Below are 17,756 nucleotides of genomic sequence, written 5' to 3'. Positions count from 1 at the left end.
TATGGAAGTGCTGCTGTACATCTTTGCGGTATTGTTCCTGATTATCCTGATCTACCCGCTGTATTTCATTATTATTGCATCCTTCAGCGATCCGTCTTCGGTGGCGAACGGCCAGGTGTGGTTTTATCCGAAAGGGTTTACACTGGATGGATATACCGAGCTGTTGAAGCATAAAAACATCTGGGTCGGCTATCGCAACACGATTCTGTATACGATCGTCGGCACGGCGATTGGACTTGCGGTCAACATCGCGGCGGCCTACGCCTTATCGCGCAAAGATCTGGTGGGCCGGAAGTTTTTGTCCTTGTTTTTTATCTTTACGATGTTCTTCAGCGGCGGGTTGATTCCAACGTTCCTGACCGTCCGCGATTTTCACATGTACGATACATTCCTCGTGATGGTGCTTCCTTTTTCGGTGATTGTCTACGATATTATCGTGGCCCGGACTTTTTTTCAGACGAGTATTCCGGGGGATTTGTGGGAAGCGGCGCAGATCGACGGCTGCGGCAACCTGCGGTATTTCTTCCAAGTCGTCCTGCCGCTCTCGAAAGCGATTATTGCGGTGCTTGGCTTATGGATTGCGGTCGGCTATTGGAACTCATATTTTAACGCTTTGATTTATTTGAAAAATCCCAATCTGTATCCGCTGCAGCTCATCCTGCGCAACATTCTGATCACCAATCAGATGCAGTCAGGCATGGGCACGGGCGAAGCGGCGCAAATTGCGTTACGTCTGGCCAGCATGATGAAATATTCGGTTATCATCGTGGCAACAGTGCCGATTCTGTGTGTCTATCCGTTCATCCAGAAGTATTTCAACCAGGGGGTGATGATCGGCGCTGTGAAGGAATAAAGGCAGGTTCTATAAACTAGAATGGGGGATTTCATATGGGCAAATGGTTAAACAAAAAGTCCGGCAAAATGCTCGGCGCAGTTGTGCTGGCAACATCGCTGGTCGTAGGGCTCGCCGGCTGCGGCGGCTCGAACAACGCGAACAACACGGCGGCCAGCGCAACCGACAGCTTCAATAAAGAAGGGCTGCCGATCGTTAATGAGCCGGTTACCTTGAAAGTGCTGACGATGCGCTGGGGCAATATGGGCGATACGTTTACGCAAAATCAGTGGCTGAAGGATCTTGAGAAGAACACCAACGTCAAAATCGAATGGCAGGTCGTTTCCTCAAACGACTGGGCCGAGCAGAAATCGATCATGCTGGCGAGCGGAACGCTGCCGGACATCATCCTTGGCGACCAGACGTTCTCCGATTCCGATATCGTTAACAACCTGAGCTACTTCCGTCCGCTGGACGATTATATCGACCAGTACATGCCGAACCTGAAAGCGGCTATGGCGGAAACGCCGGAGCTGAAGAAAATCAGCACGTTCCCGGACGGCAAAATCTATTCGCTGCCAACCCGGCTGCCATCCCGTCCAAAAACGAAAAACCAGCCGGTCATCAACAAAACCTGGCTCGACAAGCTGGGACTGCAGGTGCCGGACAATACCGACGACCTGTACAACGTTCTGAAAGCGTTTAAAACCCAGGATCCAAACGGCAACGGCAAAGCGGACGAAATTCCGTACACCGAAACCGGCCTGGGCATGGACTTCCTGAATCCGTTCGGCATTACCGACATCAATGCGAACAACATGATGATCAAGGACGGCAAGCCGGTGTATTATCCGATTACCGACGAATATAAAGAAGCGCTGAAATACGCCAACAAGCTGTATGCGGAAGGCTTGCTGGACAAAGAGCTGTTCACTCAGGACGCCAGCATGACCTCGGCGAAGCAGCAGAATGCAGACGCACCGATCGTCGGTTTCACGAACCAATGGACGCCTGACGCCGTATTTGGCAAATGGAGCGACCAATACGTAACGATCCCGCCGATCGCCGGACCGGACGGCAAACGCTACAACCCGGGCGATCCGAACGGCATGAGCTTTAACCGCAACGAGCTGCTGATCACCACGTCCTGCAAATATCCGGAAGTCGCTGCACGCTGGGCTGACCAGTTCTACACGAACGAAGCCAGCATCCAGAATTTCTGGGGCGCCATCGGCACGGTCATCAAGAAAAATGATGACGGCACGTATTCCCTGATGGACCCGCCGGCCGGCACAAGCGCGGACGCTTGGTATTGGGATCAATCCCTGCGTGACTTCGGACCTAAATACGTAAGCCCATCCTTCGAGCAAAACATCAAGCTGAGCGAAAAAACCGGTGACGGCCTGAAGCTTCAGCTCGACAAACTCGGCAGCGACTACGTAACAACACCATATCCGAATGTTATGTACACCGCTGATGAATTTAAAGAGCTGCCGACGTTGACCACGGACATCGATACTTATGTGTCCACGATGCGTGCGGTTTGGGTCACCAAAGGCGGCATTGACGAAGGCTGGGATGCCTACGTGAAGAAGCTGAACGACATGGGGCTGGACCAGCTGATGAAGATCCGCACCGACGCTTATGACCGGTATATGAGCGTGAAGTAACGTTTATCAAAGCCGTTCCGCGGCGTGTCTGCGGGGCGGCTTTGTCTTAGCTATGAAGCTAAACCTAGTAGAGAAAATATGATTTTTTTCCATAGAGAGGAGTTAGAGAGATGAATCCAATCATACAAACCAAACAAGAAGCAGGGCTGCCGGAGCATTTGAAGCTTGAGGTTCAGCCGGCTGCCGATCAGGAGGCGGTCGTGGCCGATGAACATTACCGGTTTACGGTGCTGACGCCGCAGCTGATCCGCATGGAATACAGCGAAAGCGGCCGGTTTGAAGACCGGGCGACGCAGACGGTGGTGAACCGTTTATATCCGGTGCCAGAATTTGAGGTCATCGATCAGGAGCACCGGCTGCAGATCATGACGAAGTATTTGCGGGTCGAATACGACAAAGGACCGTTTACACGCCACGGCCTGAGTATTCAGGTCCGGAACGGGGATGGGCATCTGCTGAGCGTCTGGCGTTACGGGGATGCTGAGCTTAATTGGGATGGAACGGGGGCTAATCTAGGCGGTACTGCGCGTACGCTGGATAATGCCGACGGGGCCATTCCACTGGAGCCGGGATTGCTGTCGCGTTCCGGTTACTCGGTGATCGACGACAGCCGCTCTCTTGTGCTGAAGGAGGACGGGCAGGTAGAGCCGCGGGAAGCAGCAGGAGCAGCCGGGCTGGACCTCTATCTGTTTGGTTATGGGCATGAATATTTAGCCTGCTTAAGAGATTTCTATCATTTGTGCGGCCGAACACCGCTGCTCCCGCGCTATGCGCTTGGCAACTGGTGGAGCCGGTATTACCGCTATACGGAGGACGAATACAAAGTTTTATTCGAGCGGTTCGGGCAGGAGCAGATTCCTTTCTCCGTGGCCGTGCTGGACATGGACTGGCATCTCGTCGAGATTGACCCGCAGTACGGCAGCGGATGGACGGGGTATACGTGGAACCGGGAGCTGTTCCCTGATCCGAAGGGCCTGCTGGAATGGCTGCATCAGAACGGACAACGTGTAACATTGAACGTGCACCCGGCCGACGGGGTAAGAGCGTTTGAGGAGCCTTATCTGGCGATGGCCGCCGACCTTGGCGTGGATATTGAACAAGGCGAAGCTGTCGAATTCGATATCACCGACCCTAAATTTCTGCAGGCGTATTTCAAATACCTGCACCATCCGCTGGAGGAGGAAGGGGTGGATTTCTGGTGGATCGACTGGCAGCAGGGCGGAGTTACCAAGGTGCCGGGCCTGGATCCGCTGTGGATGCTGAACCATTATCATTTTCTGGATAGCGGGCGCCGCGGCAGCCGAAAAATAACCTTCTCCCGTTACGCAGGCCTCGGCAGTCACCGGTATCCGGTCGGTTTCTCCGGGGATACAATCGTGACATGGGAATCGCTGGACTTCCAGCCGTATTTCACGGCTACAGCCTCTAATGCCGGTTACGGCTGGTGGAGCCACGATATCGGCGGGCATATGCTCGGTTATCTCGACGACGAGCTGGCGGCTCGTTGGGTGCAGTTCGGCGTGTTCTCGCCGATTCTGCGCCTGCACAGCTCGGCCAGTCCTTTTAACAGCAAGGAGCCTTGGCGTTTCAATCCTATCGCGGAACAAGTGATGAAGCAGCATCTGCGCCTGCGCCACCGTCTGCTGCCTTACCTCTACACGATGAACCGTTACGCCAGCCGCGACGGTCTTCCGCTGGTGCAGCCGATGTATTATCGGCATGCGAAACAACACGAGGCTTACGAAGTGCCTAACCAATATTACTTCGGTACCGAGCTGATCGCCTGCCTGGTTACCCGGCCGATGCACCGGGAGATCGGCGTGGCCGAAGTTAAAGCCTGGCTGCCGGAAGGGCGCTGGATTGACTTCTTTAAGGGCCGGGTCTATGACGGTGGCAGGAAGCTTTCGCTGTACCGGGATTTGGAGCATATCCCGGTATTGGCGAAGGCGGGCGCTATCGTGCCTATGGCCGATTTCCCCGAGTTCACCCATTCAACCGAAAATCCGGCGCAGCTGGAGGTCCGCATTTTTGCGGGAGCTGACGGGCGGTTTGAGCTATGGGAGGATGCCGGAGACACGGCGGAGGATCGGGATGAGAACTGGTGCCGGACGGAAATGGTATGGACGTGGGAAGCTGCGGAAGACGGGCAAGGCAGCTCCTTGACGATTCTGCCGGCCGAAGGGAACCTGAGTGTTGTTCCTGAACGACGCAGCTGGAAGCTGGTGTTCTGCGGGGTAGCGGAGACTGAGGTTAAGGTATTGCTAAATGAGGTTAAGGGAGCCTGCGCTGGCGGTGTTAGCGAGACTAATGGAGCCGCGGAATCTTCCAATGGAGCTAAGGAATCTGCCAGAGTTATTGATTCCAGTTATGACGAGCAAACTCATACGCTGACGGTCATGGTGCCGGAGGTATCCGTGAATGAATCTTTGACGGTTCGTTTGGCAGATGCCCGTTTGGCGGAGAACCGAGTGGTGGATGAGGTATTTGCACTTCTGGATCGTGCTCAGATACGCTTCCAGCTGAAGGAGCAGATTTATAAGCTTGTGAAGGAGACGCCAGCTCCTTCCCTGGCGTTGCCGTCTTTAGCTGCGATGGAGCTGGAGCTGGCGCTGTATGGAGCTTTGTGTGAGATTTTGTGTGCGAGGTATTGAATTGAAGTGAAGGCTTACTAGTGCCCTAAGTGAAAGGCGTCCTTCTAAGTGAATCGGGAGGGCGCTTTTTTTTATGTGCGCCCGGCATGGGCGATAACTCGGCGGTGGAAGTCCGCTACAGGCTTGGCAGTAGGAACTGTTAGCTGAAGGCAAGGGTGTCCGTCGTGAGACGGAATCTGAAGGAAGCCGGAGGCAAAACCTCGGTCTGACGAACAGAAATCACATACAAGGCATGGTGGGACGGACGAGCTTGCATATCAAAGCGAAGTCCAATACTGCCCGAGTCACATCATGTAAATGTGGCAGATAGATGAGGGGAAAGTTATCGCTCTTACCTGGGGAGATCTCACGGACGTGGAGTAGGAAAAAAATCCCAAAGACGGCGTAAAGCTTGCTGTGAGAAGTCAGCAGAAGCCATAGTACCGGAATCGATAGGATGACCGTAGAGGCCGCGCTAGGGTGGTTGCAAGAAAATAGAGAAGAACTGCTAGGTCGCATCCGGGAAGGAACGTATAAACCGAGTCCGGTAAGACGCAAAGAAATCCCCAAACCAGATGGAAGTGGCGTACGCAAACTGGGGATCCCCACTGTGGTAGACCGAGTCATCCAGCAAGCGATAGCTCAGCAATTAGGGCCGATCTTCGAGCCGTTGTTCTCGGAAGGAAGCTATGGCTATCGACCAGGGCGAAGTGCCCAGCAAGCCATCCGAAGAGTGAAGAGCTATGCGGAACAAGGATATAGCTATGCGGTAGAGATTGACCTCTCGAAATACTTCGATACGTTAAACCATGAGTTACTGATGAAGCTTCTGTGACAACAGATTCGGGATAAGCGAGTAACCGACCTCATTAAGAAGTACTTGAAAAGCGGAGTCCTGGAAAACGAAATATGCCGGGAAACGGAAGAAGGCTCTCCGCAAGGAGGGCCTCTATCCCCGCTTCTGGCGAACATCTACTTGAACGAATTTAACCAAGAGATGAAAAGCCGAGGAGTGAACGTGATCCGATATGCAGATGACATCGTGGTGCTAGCGAAAAGTAAACGGGCAGGCACCCGGTTACTTGAGACGAGCCGAAAGTATCTAGAGAACAAGTTAAGACTCCAGATGAACACGAAGAAGAGCAAAGTGGTGAGCGTGGTTGCGCAGAAGCATTTCAAATTTCTGGGTTTTGCCCTAGGGAAGAGCGGAAGCGGCATGTATATCCGCACACATCGGGATGCCCTAGCCAAAGCAAAGAAGAAACTGAAAGAGTTAACAAAGATATTGGCTGAGTTTTATGTTTTTTACTTAAAATCTAAATTTTAACAAAAAAAGATATTTAAATATATTAAAGTTAATATTATCCTATTTATGAAATGTATTTTAAAAATATGGAGAAGAAAGGAAGTTGAGAGATGAAAGCTGTACTAAAATTACCAGTAATGCTCGTTTTGCTGGTAACAGTATTTTCTGACAGTTCCATGTCGGTTCTTGCTGAAGGGAAAGATGCAGTATCTGATGATACAGAAGTAACAAGAATATTTTTGGTTGAAAATGGTCAACAAAAAGAGCTGAGTAAAGAGGAGTATAATCTTCTTCTTCGCCAAAATGAGCAAAAACTACAATCCATAGAGTCACAGAAAAATAGTCTGAAATCTGAGATTTTCAATCCACAGGTTTCAAAAAATGAAAATAATAATACAATAACTCCATTTGCACTACAAGATTACAGTTATTATTTAGAATCAGGCCGTGCATTCGGTGTTTACAATTATAATTTAACTAGAAGGATTTCTGTTGCTGTTTATAATGAAACCTCTAATGAGGTTACAAGAACAATTACTTTCTCGGCTTCTCAAGGATATTCTGCCAATGTCTCTTTTTCAACTTCTTATGGTGAAGATGCCTTTAGTGCTAGCACTTCTCTTGGAGCTTCATGGAGCAAGACTATTACAAATTCTGACTCGATTTCACAAAGAATTCCTCCCAAAAGATATTCTTGGATGGAATTCACGCCATATATGGATAACTCATGGGGAACTATGCATGAAGAAGTTTGGAACTTTGATGGATTTTCTAATGTAAACCTGGTAAACAAAACATATTTTCTTGATCTTTATGCTGCAAGACCAGGGAATGCTGGATTACCAGATGGCATCTACACAGTAAAGGAAGGTAGCACTCCGCCTGCCTGATCATTGAGGTTAGAAAGGCTTTTCGGGGTATTAAAGGCTGTCCCAAATATATAGTTGGTTGTTTTGTGAGATACATCATCTCAAAGAAGGGATTTTGAGTGGCCACGTCGAATCTAACATTTAGTATGGAGTTCGACGTGACTCTTTGTTCGTATTGTTGTGTTACAGTAATGATTCCTCTTATAGGAGTTTTCATTTCTTTCGAAAGAAAAAATCCCTTTTTTTTAGGGAGAACTAACTAGGAGAGCTTAATGAAAAAACGTGGTGCAGGAATATCACTATTGGGCATTGCGGCGGTGCTATTTATTTTTAGAAATAGCGTGCATCTGCTTGTGGCAGCAATCATGGGAAGGAAAGATGGGGTTATTGGTGAGGGGATGTTTGACTACGCTTTAAGTGTTACCAAAACCTATTCTGTTCTTCCAGAAATAATAGCTTTGATCTTAGGAGTCATTTATTTAATTTGGGCAGAAATAAAAAAAGAATAGTAGTGCTGCTTTTTTATTAGTTGACAAATTAGTGCTTTTTATCGAGTGTATGTTTGCATCATTTTTATTTAAACTATAAAGTCCTTGTAATTATTTCTACCTCTAAACTCCCAATTGCTGGAGACAAGGGACGAAGAGTACGGAGACGCTCTGATAAAAGCTTTACTTGAACCGCATGCGTATGTGCGAATGGAAATTGAATAATGTGTTTTTAAAAGCCGATTTTTGCATGGATTCTTCGTGCAGAGATCGGCTTTTTTGCATGTGCGCCCGGCATGGGCGATAACTCGGCGGTGGAAGTCCGCTACAGGCTTGGCAGTAGGAACTGTTAGCTGAAGGCAAGGGTGTCCGTCGTGAGACGGAATCTGAAGGAAGCCGGAGGCAAAACCTCGGTCTGACGAACAGAAATCACATACAAGGCATGGTGGGACGGACGAGCTTGCATATCAAAGCGAAGTCCAATACTGCCCGAGTCACATCATGTAAATGTGGCAGATAGATGAGGGGAAAGTTATCGCCCTTACCTGGGGAGATCTCACGGACGTGGAGTAGGAAAAAAAATCCGAAAGACGGCGTAAAGCTTGCTGTGAGAAGTCAGCAGAAGCCATAGTACCGGAATCGATGGAATGACCGTAGAGGCTGCGCTAGGGTGGTTGCAAGAAAATAGAGAAGAGCTGCTAGGTCGCATCCGGGAAGGAACGTATAAACCGAGTCCGGTAAGACGCAAAGAAATCCCCAAACCAGATGGAAGTGGCGTACGCAAACTGGGGATCCCCACTGTGGTAGACCGAGTCATCCAGCAAGCGATAGCTCAGCAATTAGGGCCGATCTTCGAGCCGTTGTTCTCGGAAGGAAGCTATGGCTATCGACCAGGGCGAAGTGCCCAGCAAGCCATCCTAAGAGTGAAGAGCTATGCGGAACAAGGATATAGCTATGCGGTAGAGATTGACCTCTCGAAATACTTCGATACGTTAAACCATGAGAAACTTTTTACATAGAAGAAAAGACACAATAAGAATGATTGTACGCAGATGTAAATAAAGGTAAAATATAACTGCTGTTGATGGCAGGTGATATTAAAAGGAAGGGGGAGACACGTTGAATCATTTTGGTGAACCTAATAGCTTTTTCGATTTCTTTCAAGAGATCCCCTTATTTGCCCGGATCTTTATAGGATTACTTTTCTTTATAGTAATTGGCGGGTTTGTCTTCATCATCATAAAAGGTCTATCTACCTGGATTTCAAATAATGCTTTGGCAATAGTACAGAAGAAATGTAACGTTATCGATAAGAGAACAGAAGTATGGGGAGGTTCTGGAGATTCAAGTACCAGTACAAATTATTACATCACCTTTGAATTTGAAGACCATACTCGAATAGAGCTATATGTGAGAGACAAAGATTTTGGATTGATTTCAATAGGCGATCAAGGGGAACTCCGGTATCAAGGAACTAGATTTAAAGAATTTATACGATCGCAGCAGAATTCTTTGTAGACCTTTTAAGGGGAGGGAGCCAATGAGGAAGCTAAAATTCAATCTTCTAGTAATTATTATAGTATCATCTTTCAGTTTATACGGATGCAACAGTAATTTAAGCAAAGATCGAGTAGAAGATGGTCTTGTAATGAGTGGACTGACTACAAGTTACGGTGGAGAATTAGATCTTACAGTGGTTTCTTATAGCTTTAACATTTGGAACAAAACGGGGCGAAGTATAACCCTTAAATCAGTTGAACCTATTCTACAGGAAGATCTTATTAGTAGACTAGACAGAACTCCCCTTATAAACGAAGTGAATAAAACCATCACTGGCGGTTCGGAAGAGCTAATTAAAGGTTCATTTAACGTAGATACCCAAGGTTTGGACAAAGAGGGGATTTTAGCCCTCAACCTGGATTTGAAGAGGTTCAAAATCATTACTGAGCAGGAATTAGGAGTTGAAATACGGGAGTGACTAGCAAGTAAATTACCTGATGAAGGGAATTCACAGATGCGGATCCCAATGCCTGAAACCTTGGAAAAGCTTGTGCTGCTGGATAGAGAATTGAGCACAACCTACGGCCGGACAATAGATGATTATATAGGTTTGTATATAAATTTTGATGATGAACATAGATATTCTTGTACTCCGGATGACTCTATCCTATTTGGAAGAACCGGTGTAGATGGGGATCACTTTGCTTTTTATACGTCAAGAGGTTCGATTGTAGACTTGGAAGAAGCGCCTATACTTTTTATACAGCCTATGCGCTTTGGATATGAAGTCAATTTAGCTGCAAGGAACCTTAAGGATTTGTTATCCCTATTCATTAGCATTAAAGAGCTTTATGTTCTGGAGCGCTTTAGGTTTTATAAAAGTAAGTCAGACTTTATAAAGGATTATAATGCTTATTACGTGGACCAGATCTATCCCAGAGAAAACGAGCTTAATTTTATAGTTAGGTTGCTACAAGAAAGAATTAAAGGGATTAAAGAGATAGAGGATGTATATGAATATATTACTGAATTGAGGAAGCAAATCATTTTATGAATTTATAAGTGACAGGATATTGATAAATGGAGAAGACCAGACTCACACGACCCGGCCGAGGACAGAACAATCTAAGCGGGGTCATTTTTCGTGAATATATTAAAGTTAATCGAAATTCAGGTCATTAACTATTTATTTAATCAATCTGAAGATGGGCGGTATTTTTATGGCTATTTTACTTTGGATCATTTTCACTTTTATCAGCTGCTTCATTTTGTATGTAGTTATAAAAACAGCTATTAATCATTCGGTGTTAGCCACTACTGAAAGTGAAATTCGAAACCTCCAAAGGCAGCATCATGAATTAATAAAGCAGCTGGAACTTTTGAGGAAAACCATTGCTGATCAGAATAAAGGCAATAACGTGGATAAGAAGGTTTGAAATTTTAAAACGAACTACATAGGAAAGATGATGAATCCATGAATAAGAGTGAAAACACTCAAGAAGTATTTATTGCTCCGTGATTTTTGGAAAGTGTTTTGTGAGCTATTGTTATTAATATTTTATGCATTTAAGATTTATATAAGGGTTTAGACCAAACTGTTAAACCAATTTGTATCGACTAAAGCTAAGGCAAATGATCATTCGCAGGGGGAACAACATGGAGATATTTTTCCGTTATAACTGGATGGTAAGGGAACAATGGTACGCATGGTGTGAAGAGGTATCGTATGATGAACTGATTCGGCAGCGAACAGGCGGTGTTGGGAATATTCTGCAGACTTTGTTCCATATCGCGGATGTTGAGTGGAGCTGGATTCGATTACTGCAAGGGAAGGAAGACTTCCAGGAAGATTTTGAGGAATATAAAACACTAGAAAAAGTAAGAGGTTTAGATTCCCAATTCCGCACAGAGGTACAGAAGTTTGTTGAATCTTGGGACGACAGTATGGAGAACCGTCCACTTTATGACCTTCAGTCTGATGGAACGCTGGCTATAGACACTTGGGGTGAAGTCATGCTCCATATCATCGCCCATCAAATCCACCACATGGGACAATTATCGGTTTGGTCAAGAGAAATAGGCAAGAAGCCTGTATCTGCAAACGTTATTGGTAAAGGTCTCATGAAACCTGATCTACCTTAACGGGCAGCTCCGGATCGAGTCGGCAACTACTTACGTTAGAAACACCAAGTCCCCCTAGAGGGGGACTCAATTGAGTTTACGTAAAGATCTTGATAAACCCGTGATTTTCTGGCGGGACGAACTTAGCGGACCGATGCAACGATGATCATGACCGTCTCCCCTTCTGAAATTCCCGAGGGCCGGACCGAGTAAGCATCCAACGCTGCCGGGACAACGGCAGTTTCGGCATAGTGTACGTCAAAAGGCGGAAATGCGCCGGTTTTGCTGGAAATCGTAATCTGCCCGCCATCCACAAGGTTCAGCATTTGTACGCTGTCCTTGCAGGCAATCTCAATCGACTCTGAAAAGGTGTAGCGGAAAGTATCGATGAATTGCCGGGTGTGCAGACCTGTTCTCTCTACTTTATGGTGCCCTGATTCCTCCAGCACCTCTTCTTGATGAATGAGATTCTTTTTTACCCAAGGAGTATCCCAATCCCATTGTATATTCTTTAACCCGTGCTCCAGATGGGTGGGGCGGGGGAGACCATCCAGGCCCATGCGGCCCCAATCCCAAAGTTTAAAAGTAAAAATATAAGGGGTGGCGCTAATTTCCAGCACCATGGTATTCTTGCCCGAGCAGTGGATAGTGCCAGCAGGAATAAGCACGTGATCATGTTTTTTGACCGGGATTTTGTTCACATACTCCTCTGCCGGGAAGAGCGCCTCGCCGCTTTTCGCGCGGTACAGGTCGCTCGCCATGCGTTTGCTGTCCACATTCTCTTTCAGTCCTAGATAAACACAGGCATCTCCGTCTTCAGCGGCGTCCAAGATATAGTAGCTCTCATCTTGGGTATAGTGCATCCCGAAGGTCTGCCCAATGTATTCGGTCAGCGGATGGACCTGGAGGGACAAATTCCCGCCCTCTATCGTGTCCAGCAAATCAAACCGGATCGGGAATTCTGCTCCGAACCTGGCATGAACCCGCTCACCCAGCAAATGGCGGGGGCAGAACAACACCAGGTCAATGGCCGGAATCTCCAAGGTAACCTGTCCGAAACGAAACTGGAGGCTGTTCTCTTCCGGAACACCATCAAAACTCCAGGCATAGTTCGGCGGTCCCTCGGGCAGCCCGAAATTCTCCTTCATCCACTGCCCGCCCCATACACCCGGATCGAAATAAGGCTTCAGACGGAATGGCCGCGAAGCGGCCGTTTTGAGAGCGGACCGGAAGGCGTTCCCGGAAACCATGTTTGGATGGCCCGGTGAGGTGGTTTCGATCAGATAATCCAAGCTCCCCAGCAGCTCGCTTTTATGACGGTCCGCAATACGCCATTCTACAAAGAAACCACGTTTGTATTTTTCCAAGATTGGCGCATCGGGATTGTCGGCCAGCCAGTTCGTCATTCCCCGGCGATAGCGCAGCTGGATTTCCCAACGGGGCAAATCGAGGTATACCAGCATATCCCCTTTGGTCACGAGAGATGCACCAGTCCCATAGAGAAATATGGGGCCATCGGATCGTTCGATTTCTGTCCGCAACGCATCCAGAGAGGCGGGGTCAAAGCAGTTTTCCAACCTGCCATAGAACATGACACCGAAAACGGGGTCTTGCGGCAGGCTGAGTGCAAGCAGCTGTTCCAGCTGCTGCGGCGGCAACAGGCAGGTTTCACAGTCCACCATCAGCGCCGGAGACAAAAGCGCCAGCTCCTTAGCTACTTCCTCCTTGTCTGTACCGGGATAAAGATCAAAAACAAATACCCGGCAATGATCCATATGCCGCCCTAATTCTTTCCGGATGGCTTCCCACCCTGAAAAAGCATGGTTATCCCAGCCTTGGATGTCCAATGCCGGCTCCAATTCATAGTTGTGGTATTTCCCGTATTTCATATCTATAGTGCTCCTTATTTGTTAAATATAGAATGCGAGCAGGCCCTCGTTATAAGCTTCGCAAATGCGCATAGCGGCTTCAGTTGTCTGCTGCTCCTGGGTGGAAAGCGTAAAAGCAAATTCATAGAAGCCGCCCAAGTCCACTTTGAAGTTAGTCTCCCAGTAGTTGTTCATTGCCCAAGCAAAGGTTTCCCCGCGGTTCAGTTCCCAATTGTTGCCGTCACAAAGCTGGATAGGTTTGGCTTCAAGGGGGCCAAACGTCATCAAAGGCGTGTCTTTGACGGCTACCACGACCTGCCGTTTACCAGCCTGCATCACGAGTCCGTTTTGAATCAAATAGAATTCCATATTGCTTCCCGGCAGCTGATCAATTCCCGGGCGAATCATGCACCCGGTTTTGTCCACATATTTCACCTCATCGTCGCCCGCGGTGAACGGCAGCGATACATAAAGGTTTTCCGGCTCCCACACACTATCTTTGTGGACGCGCACCATGGCTTCGATTTTATTGATTTCCCGGTACAGCTTGAGGAACACCATGTAGAACCGCGTGCCCTCCAGGCTGTAGTCGAGCTGCAGAGAGACAAACAATGGCCCGCTCTCGACAATCTGGATATTGGTCAGGCGAGACTCATATCGTCTGGTTGCCGGGGACTTGCGGTTGCGTCCCATTCGCCGGCGTTCCTCTGTAGGGGTGGTACGAATATCGGTAACCTCGTAGATTCCGGTAAAAGGGGCGTAAGCGGCATCCTGCCGGACTAGATTCTTCCCGCTCGTACGGTCTATGATCGAGGTAATCCCCCGTTTTTGATCGAACTCTACCCGGTAGTGCTTGGTCTCCACGCAGGCAACATCTTCCCGCAGCGAACCGGGCTGCAGTACATCTGAAATTCCCTCCGCGCCAATATGCGCATGGCTTTGGGAGGTTTGATTAGAATACCGGCCAGTCGTACGTATCCCGACACAGCGTTCCTCTTTGGGCCCCAGGCCGATCGGGATTTCGATCTCGTAGGCTCGGGCGATTCTCTTTGCCTGGTGTTTGATGACTTCATCGGTCGCCAAATCATAAACTTCAATTGGAACATCAAGGCTATAGTTCAACCCATCCACATACTCCCAAAACTCAATATAGATTTTAGCGGTAGTCTTTAGCGGAATGTCGTGTGGATTCAGGATCCGAAAGTGCTGCGGCCGGTCCTGCCGGATGGCCACCTCACCTTTTTTCGCTAAAATCCTGTCCAGATTGTCCGCTGTCTCAGTATGGCCATTAATGGCGTATGCTGATTTCTTTTGCTCCAGCTCCCCCACCAAGGTTTCCCAAGGTTCCGATACGGAGGAGGAGTAGCCCCAGGTGTGCTCGCTATAGAGGATGAGATTTTCCGCCGCTTTCTGCATCAATCCGGCATCACCAAGAGTGGAGTTTGGATCCAGCTTTTTGCAGAGGTTGTACTTCCGCTGGCCGTCCCGAAACACCTTGACAACCGCCGGTGTGGAGCCGACTCCGTCTGCCCACCAATCGTTCCAATCCCCCTCGTAAACCGGGATGTTCTCCCATGCCGCTTCCAGATGATCAAAGAACTGGTCCAGTGTGGCCATGTGAACTTCCAGTGTGTCGGCGTACTTCCGGTTCAGCCAAGCAACCCGATCGGCGATCTTTAGGTTTGGCGGAGCATTGTCGGTAATCGCCCCTGAAATCATGAAGGGAACAAAATCGCCAGGGTAGCCTTCATCCTCCAGATTCCGCAGGTAGCGCTCCAGCCGTTCCTCCAGGATAGCCTGCTCGACTTGCTCCGTATCCTCGGGGCTGGTGGTCATGATCTGATTCCCTCTAAGCTTCTTGCCCACTTCATCGTGAATCATATAGGTGGAAGCCGCATGGGGTGAAAAGCAAAGCTCGTTGCCAAAGTGGTAATGCTCGCCGTTCCATACCAGCACCTTCTTTCCGGACGGACCCTGCCAGTAAAAAGGAGTTTGTTTTTTATTTAAGGGGAACATTCCATGATGGGGATGGAGGCAGGAAAACAGGCGCTCCACGCCGCACTCCCGCAGCACATCGGCATATCCCCAGGCAAACCCGTTGATATCGGCGCTCATGCCGCTGCGGACTGGATAACCGATCTGCTCACCATAGGTCTTGGCTTGAATCGTACAATCGTATAGGATATCTCGACTGACTAGCTCAGTTAAATTCAAATAATTTCCTGAAAGTCCGATCCGTCCTTCTCGTACATATTTTTCAAAGTCCGCAATATAGTCCGAAGGCGCATGATCATAAAAGTTTTTGACCTGCCAGTGATTTTCACACTGCCAAACAAAGCCTTTGCGATCCTCGTTGCCGGTTCGGTCAACCTCCCTCAGAATATCCACGGCCTGCTTTATAAAATCGTAATGATAATGGATAATTTTATCCTGGCGCTCGGTGTAGCCAATATCGGTGTGAGAGTGGTGAATGAGGAACACCTTCCATTTTTTCGACAGCTTCATACAATCAACTCCGTTCCTTATAGTTACTTGCTCTGGTATGCATGCCCGGCTTCAAAGTGTTTGTTGAGCAGGAAAAACAGCAGTAGGGTAGGGATAGATGCTGCCACGCAGGCCAGAAGAATAACCGGCACATTTGCTTTGTCCATAAGGGTAATTGCAGCCATTACCGGACGGATTTCCCGGGATTTAGTGAAGGTCAGTCCAAACATGAGCTCGTTCCACACCCAGTTGAATTGGGTAAGGAACACAACAGCCAGCGGGGCAGTAGACATGGGAACAAAGATGTGCCCCAAAATTTGAAAGCTGTTGCAGCCGTCGATTTTTGCCGATTCGCAGATTTCCTTTGATATGCCAAGATAATAATTTCGCAGTACAAACATGCAGAAGGGCACACAGATTGCGGTATAGAACAAGATCATCCCCAATTGGGTATCGTAGAGGTTCGTAGCCGTTAATCCTTTGTAAACCGGAATCAAAAAGATCTGGAAAGGGAATATGGTCCCGCTGTAGATAAATAGGAACCAGACCATGGGCCGTTTGATCTTGAGATGGGAGATGGCATAGGCTGCCAGGGTGGCAATGATCACTGCTGCCCCGGCCGAGACCGTAGCATACAGGAGGCTGTTGAGCATTCCCTTGACTATGCCGAAGGTGCCGGCGATTCCCTTTAGATTTTCGGCGAGGCTTATTCCATGTGGCAGATCCCAGAAGTTGCTCAGGTTATATTCCTGCTTTTTCTTTAAGGTCCCGAAAACGGCGAAAACGGCCGGGAATATCCATAAAATAGATAGAATAATCAGAACTGCGTTTACGACTATTCTTCCATGGCTTGCTTGTTTCATATTGAGGGCTCTCCTTTCGCGCTTCGTTCAGGCAGTCTGGTCGGTGTCGCCGAAGGTGTTGCGGATATTGAAATAGGAGACGATCAGGATGATAACGGTAAGTACCACAGCTACTGCCGCACCCACACCGAACTTGCCGTGTATAAAGGACTCCTGGTACATCGTTAGCGCCAAGGTTTCGGAGGTTCGGTAAGGGCCGCCTTTGGTCATGACCCAGATCGAGTCGAACACCTTAAAACTATTCACAAGAGACATCAGCAGCACAACGACCGTGGTAGGCTTGAGAAGCGGCAGAATCACCTTGTTATAAAGCTGAATCGTCCGCGCACCTTCAATCTTGGCAGCCTCAATGGGGGAATCGGGAATGGTGGCCAGCCCGGTGATGAATAGAATGGTGTTCAAGCCTACGCCTTGCCACGTTCCCATCAAAATCATGATAAATGTATTTACATAAGGGATGGCCAGCCAATCCCGAACCAAACTCTCAAAGCCGAGCAAACCGAACAACTGAGGAATGCCGTATTTGGAGAGAATGGCCACCATGATAATGCCCCCTATGGTGCTAGACAGGGCAGTAGGATAGTAGAAAATATTTTTAAACCCGCCGACCCAGGAGCTGTTGGTAATCAAAATGGCCAACAGCAGCGGAAGCGCCAGCGTGAATAAAAGGGAAAACACAACCCAGATAACGGTGTTCATTAATGATATTTTAAAATTTGCATCCCGGAACAGATAAAGGTAGTTTTCCAATCCCACAAACCGCATGGTTGAAAATCCGTCGTATTCATAAAAGCTGAGACGAATGGTATACACAATGGACGTGACAAAGAAGACGGCAACCAGTAAAACCGCGGGCAGCAGGTAGAGATAATTAGTCCAGGCGAAATTGATCTTCTTCAAAGGAACCCCCCTCCCTAAAGTTTTGTGAGCGTTACTTCCAGAATGGGCTTCGGACAAAACTCGCTTCGGAAGCCTACGCTTAGTTTTGTAAGCGTTACTTCCAGAATGGGCTTCGAGCAAAACTCACTTCGGAAGCATGCGCTTAGTTTTGTGAGCGTTACTTCTTGAATGAGCATCGAACAAAACTCGCTTCGGAAGCTTACGCTTAGGCTGTAAAGCCGTTTG

At 48.3% G+C, this 17,756-nt stretch carries 14 protein-coding genes and 1 pseudogene; 11 read left to right on the top strand and 4 right to left on the bottom strand.

Annotation, left to right across the window (positions count from 1 at the left end):
- Position 1 precedes the first annotated feature (1 nt).
- From CBE73_RS10095 to CBE73_RS10040, 11 genes and pseudogenes are all read left to right on the top strand, one after another.
- Positions 2 to 853, top strand: coding sequence for a carbohydrate ABC transporter permease (locus CBE73_RS10095; RefSeq protein ID WP_229752831.1), 852 nt, complete (start codon positions 2 to 4; stop codon positions 851 to 853).
- Between the two features lie 35 nt (positions 854 to 888).
- Entirely contained in the window at positions 889 to 2,502 is a 1,614-nt protein-coding gene (locus CBE73_RS10090; RefSeq protein WP_094094125.1) for an extracellular solute-binding protein, read from the top strand.
- A gap of 110 nt (positions 2,503 to 2,612) precedes the next feature.
- The gene (locus CBE73_RS10085; protein WP_094094124.1) at positions 2,613 to 5,153 is read left to right on the top strand and encodes a glycoside hydrolase family 31 protein; all 2,541 of its coding nucleotides are present in this window, start codon (positions 2,613 to 2,615) and stop codon (positions 5,151 to 5,153) included.
- Between the two features lie 436 nt (positions 5,154 to 5,589).
- Positions 5,590 to 6,459, top strand: a pseudogene (gene ltrA / locus CBE73_RS22405) (group II intron reverse transcriptase/maturase).
- A gap of 89 nt (positions 6,460 to 6,548) precedes the next feature.
- Positions 6,549 to 7,328 carry a hypothetical protein gene (locus tag CBE73_RS10075; RefSeq protein WP_094094123.1) on the top strand — a complete coding sequence of 260 codons (780 nt, stop codon included), beginning with the start codon at positions 6,549 to 6,551 and terminating at the stop codon, positions 7,326 to 7,328.
- A gap of 251 nt (positions 7,329 to 7,579) precedes the next feature.
- Complete coding sequence (locus CBE73_RS10070) at positions 7,580 to 7,816, top strand: hypothetical protein (protein WP_068697684.1); 237 nt, start codon at positions 7,580 to 7,582, stop codon at positions 7,814 to 7,816.
- A gap of 626 nt (positions 7,817 to 8,442) precedes the next feature.
- Positions 8,443 to 8,814, top strand: a complete 372-nt coding sequence (locus CBE73_RS10065; RefSeq protein WP_244905539.1) for a reverse transcriptase domain-containing protein — start codon at positions 8,443 to 8,445, stop codon at positions 8,812 to 8,814.
- 100 nt (positions 8,815 to 8,914) lie between these two features.
- The gene (locus CBE73_RS10060) at positions 8,915 to 9,313 is read left to right on the top strand and encodes a DUF2500 domain-containing protein (protein WP_229752617.1); all 399 of its coding nucleotides are present in this window, start codon (positions 8,915 to 8,917) and stop codon (positions 9,311 to 9,313) included.
- 22 nt (positions 9,314 to 9,335) lie between these two features.
- Complete coding sequence (locus tag CBE73_RS10055) at positions 9,336 to 9,773, top strand: hypothetical protein (RefSeq protein ID WP_068697682.1); 438 nt, start codon at positions 9,336 to 9,338, stop codon at positions 9,771 to 9,773.
- Between the two features lie 48 nt (positions 9,774 to 9,821).
- Positions 9,822 to 10,349, top strand: coding sequence for a hypothetical protein (locus CBE73_RS10050; RefSeq protein ID WP_174704698.1), 528 nt, complete (start codon positions 9,822 to 9,824; stop codon positions 10,347 to 10,349).
- A gap of 602 nt (positions 10,350 to 10,951) precedes the next feature.
- Positions 10,952 to 11,437: a DinB family protein gene (locus CBE73_RS10040; protein ID WP_094094121.1), complete on the top strand. Its 486-nt coding sequence runs from the start codon at positions 10,952 to 10,954 to the stop codon at positions 11,435 to 11,437.
- Positions 11,438 to 11,559: 122 nt separating this feature from the next.
- On the opposite strand, the gene CBE73_RS10035 is transcribed toward CBE73_RS10040, so the two are convergent.
- Genes CBE73_RS10035 through CBE73_RS10020 form a run of 4 tightly spaced genes read right to left on the bottom strand, consistent with a single transcriptional unit; the run spans position 11,560 to position 17,531 of the window.
- A complete protein-coding gene (locus tag CBE73_RS10035; protein WP_094094120.1) occupies positions 11,560 to 13,305 on the bottom strand; it encodes a class I mannose-6-phosphate isomerase in 1,746 nt (581 codons plus the stop codon).
- Positions 13,306 to 13,326: 21 nt separating this feature from the next.
- Positions 13,327 to 15,789 carry a glycoside hydrolase family 38 N-terminal domain-containing protein gene (locus tag CBE73_RS10030; protein ID WP_094094119.1) on the bottom strand — a complete coding sequence of 821 codons (2,463 nt, stop codon included), beginning with the start codon at positions 15,787 to 15,789 and terminating at the stop codon, positions 13,327 to 13,329.
- Between the two features lie 23 nt (positions 15,790 to 15,812).
- Positions 15,813 to 16,631, bottom strand: coding sequence for a carbohydrate ABC transporter permease (locus tag CBE73_RS10025; protein ID WP_094094118.1), 819 nt, complete (start codon positions 16,629 to 16,631; stop codon positions 15,813 to 15,815).
- Between the two features lie 27 nt (positions 16,632 to 16,658).
- Complete coding sequence (locus CBE73_RS10020) at positions 16,659 to 17,531, bottom strand: carbohydrate ABC transporter permease (protein WP_094094117.1); 873 nt, start codon at positions 17,529 to 17,531, stop codon at positions 16,659 to 16,661.
- Positions 17,532 to 17,756 lie beyond the last annotated feature (225 nt).

Origin of the sequence: Paenibacillus physcomitrellae (genome assembly GCF_002240225.1) — a bacterium.
GTDB classification, from domain to species: Bacteria; Bacillota; Bacilli; order Paenibacillales; family Paenibacillaceae; genus Fontibacillus; species Fontibacillus physcomitrellae.
The sequence above is the reverse complement of the archived record's forward strand: the minus strand, read 5'-3'. Positions and strand labels throughout refer to the sequence as shown.

Bases quoted from the DNA above. Each gene is read 5' to 3' on its own strand.
- CBE73_RS10095 (WP_229752831.1), top strand. From the start codon at position 2: ATGGAAGTGCTGCTGTACATCTTTGCGGTATTGTTCCTGATTATCCTG.
- CBE73_RS10090 (WP_094094125.1), top strand. From the start codon at position 889: ATGGGCAAATGGTTAAACAAAAAGTCCGGCAAAATGCTCGGCGCAGTT.
- CBE73_RS10085 (WP_094094124.1), top strand. From the start codon at position 2,613: ATGAATCCAATCATACAAACCAAACAAGAAGCAGGGCTGCCGGAGCAT.
- CBE73_RS10075 (WP_094094123.1), top strand. From the start codon at position 6,549: ATGAAAGCTGTACTAAAATTACCAGTAATGCTCGTTTTGCTGGTAACA.
- CBE73_RS10070 (WP_068697684.1), top strand. From the start codon at position 7,580: ATGAAAAAACGTGGTGCAGGAATATCACTATTGGGCATTGCGGCGGTG.
- CBE73_RS10065 (WP_244905539.1), top strand. From the start codon at position 8,443: ATGACCGTAGAGGCTGCGCTAGGGTGGTTGCAAGAAAATAGAGAAGAG.
- CBE73_RS10055 (WP_068697682.1), top strand. From the start codon at position 9,336: ATGAGGAAGCTAAAATTCAATCTTCTAGTAATTATTATAGTATCATCT.
- CBE73_RS10050 (WP_174704698.1), top strand. From the start codon at position 9,822: ATGCCTGAAACCTTGGAAAAGCTTGTGCTGCTGGATAGAGAATTGAGC.
- CBE73_RS10040 (WP_094094121.1), top strand. From the start codon at position 10,952: ATGGAGATATTTTTCCGTTATAACTGGATGGTAAGGGAACAATGGTAC.
- CBE73_RS10035 (WP_094094120.1), bottom strand. From the start codon at position 13,305: ATGAAATACGGGAAATACCACAACTATGAATTGGAGCCGGCATTGGAC.
- CBE73_RS10030 (WP_094094119.1), bottom strand. From the start codon at position 15,789: ATGAAGCTGTCGAAAAAATGGAAGGTGTTCCTCATTCACCACTCTCAC.
- CBE73_RS10025 (WP_094094118.1), bottom strand. From the start codon at position 16,631: ATGAAACAAGCAAGCCATGGAAGAATAGTCGTAAACGCAGTTCTGATT.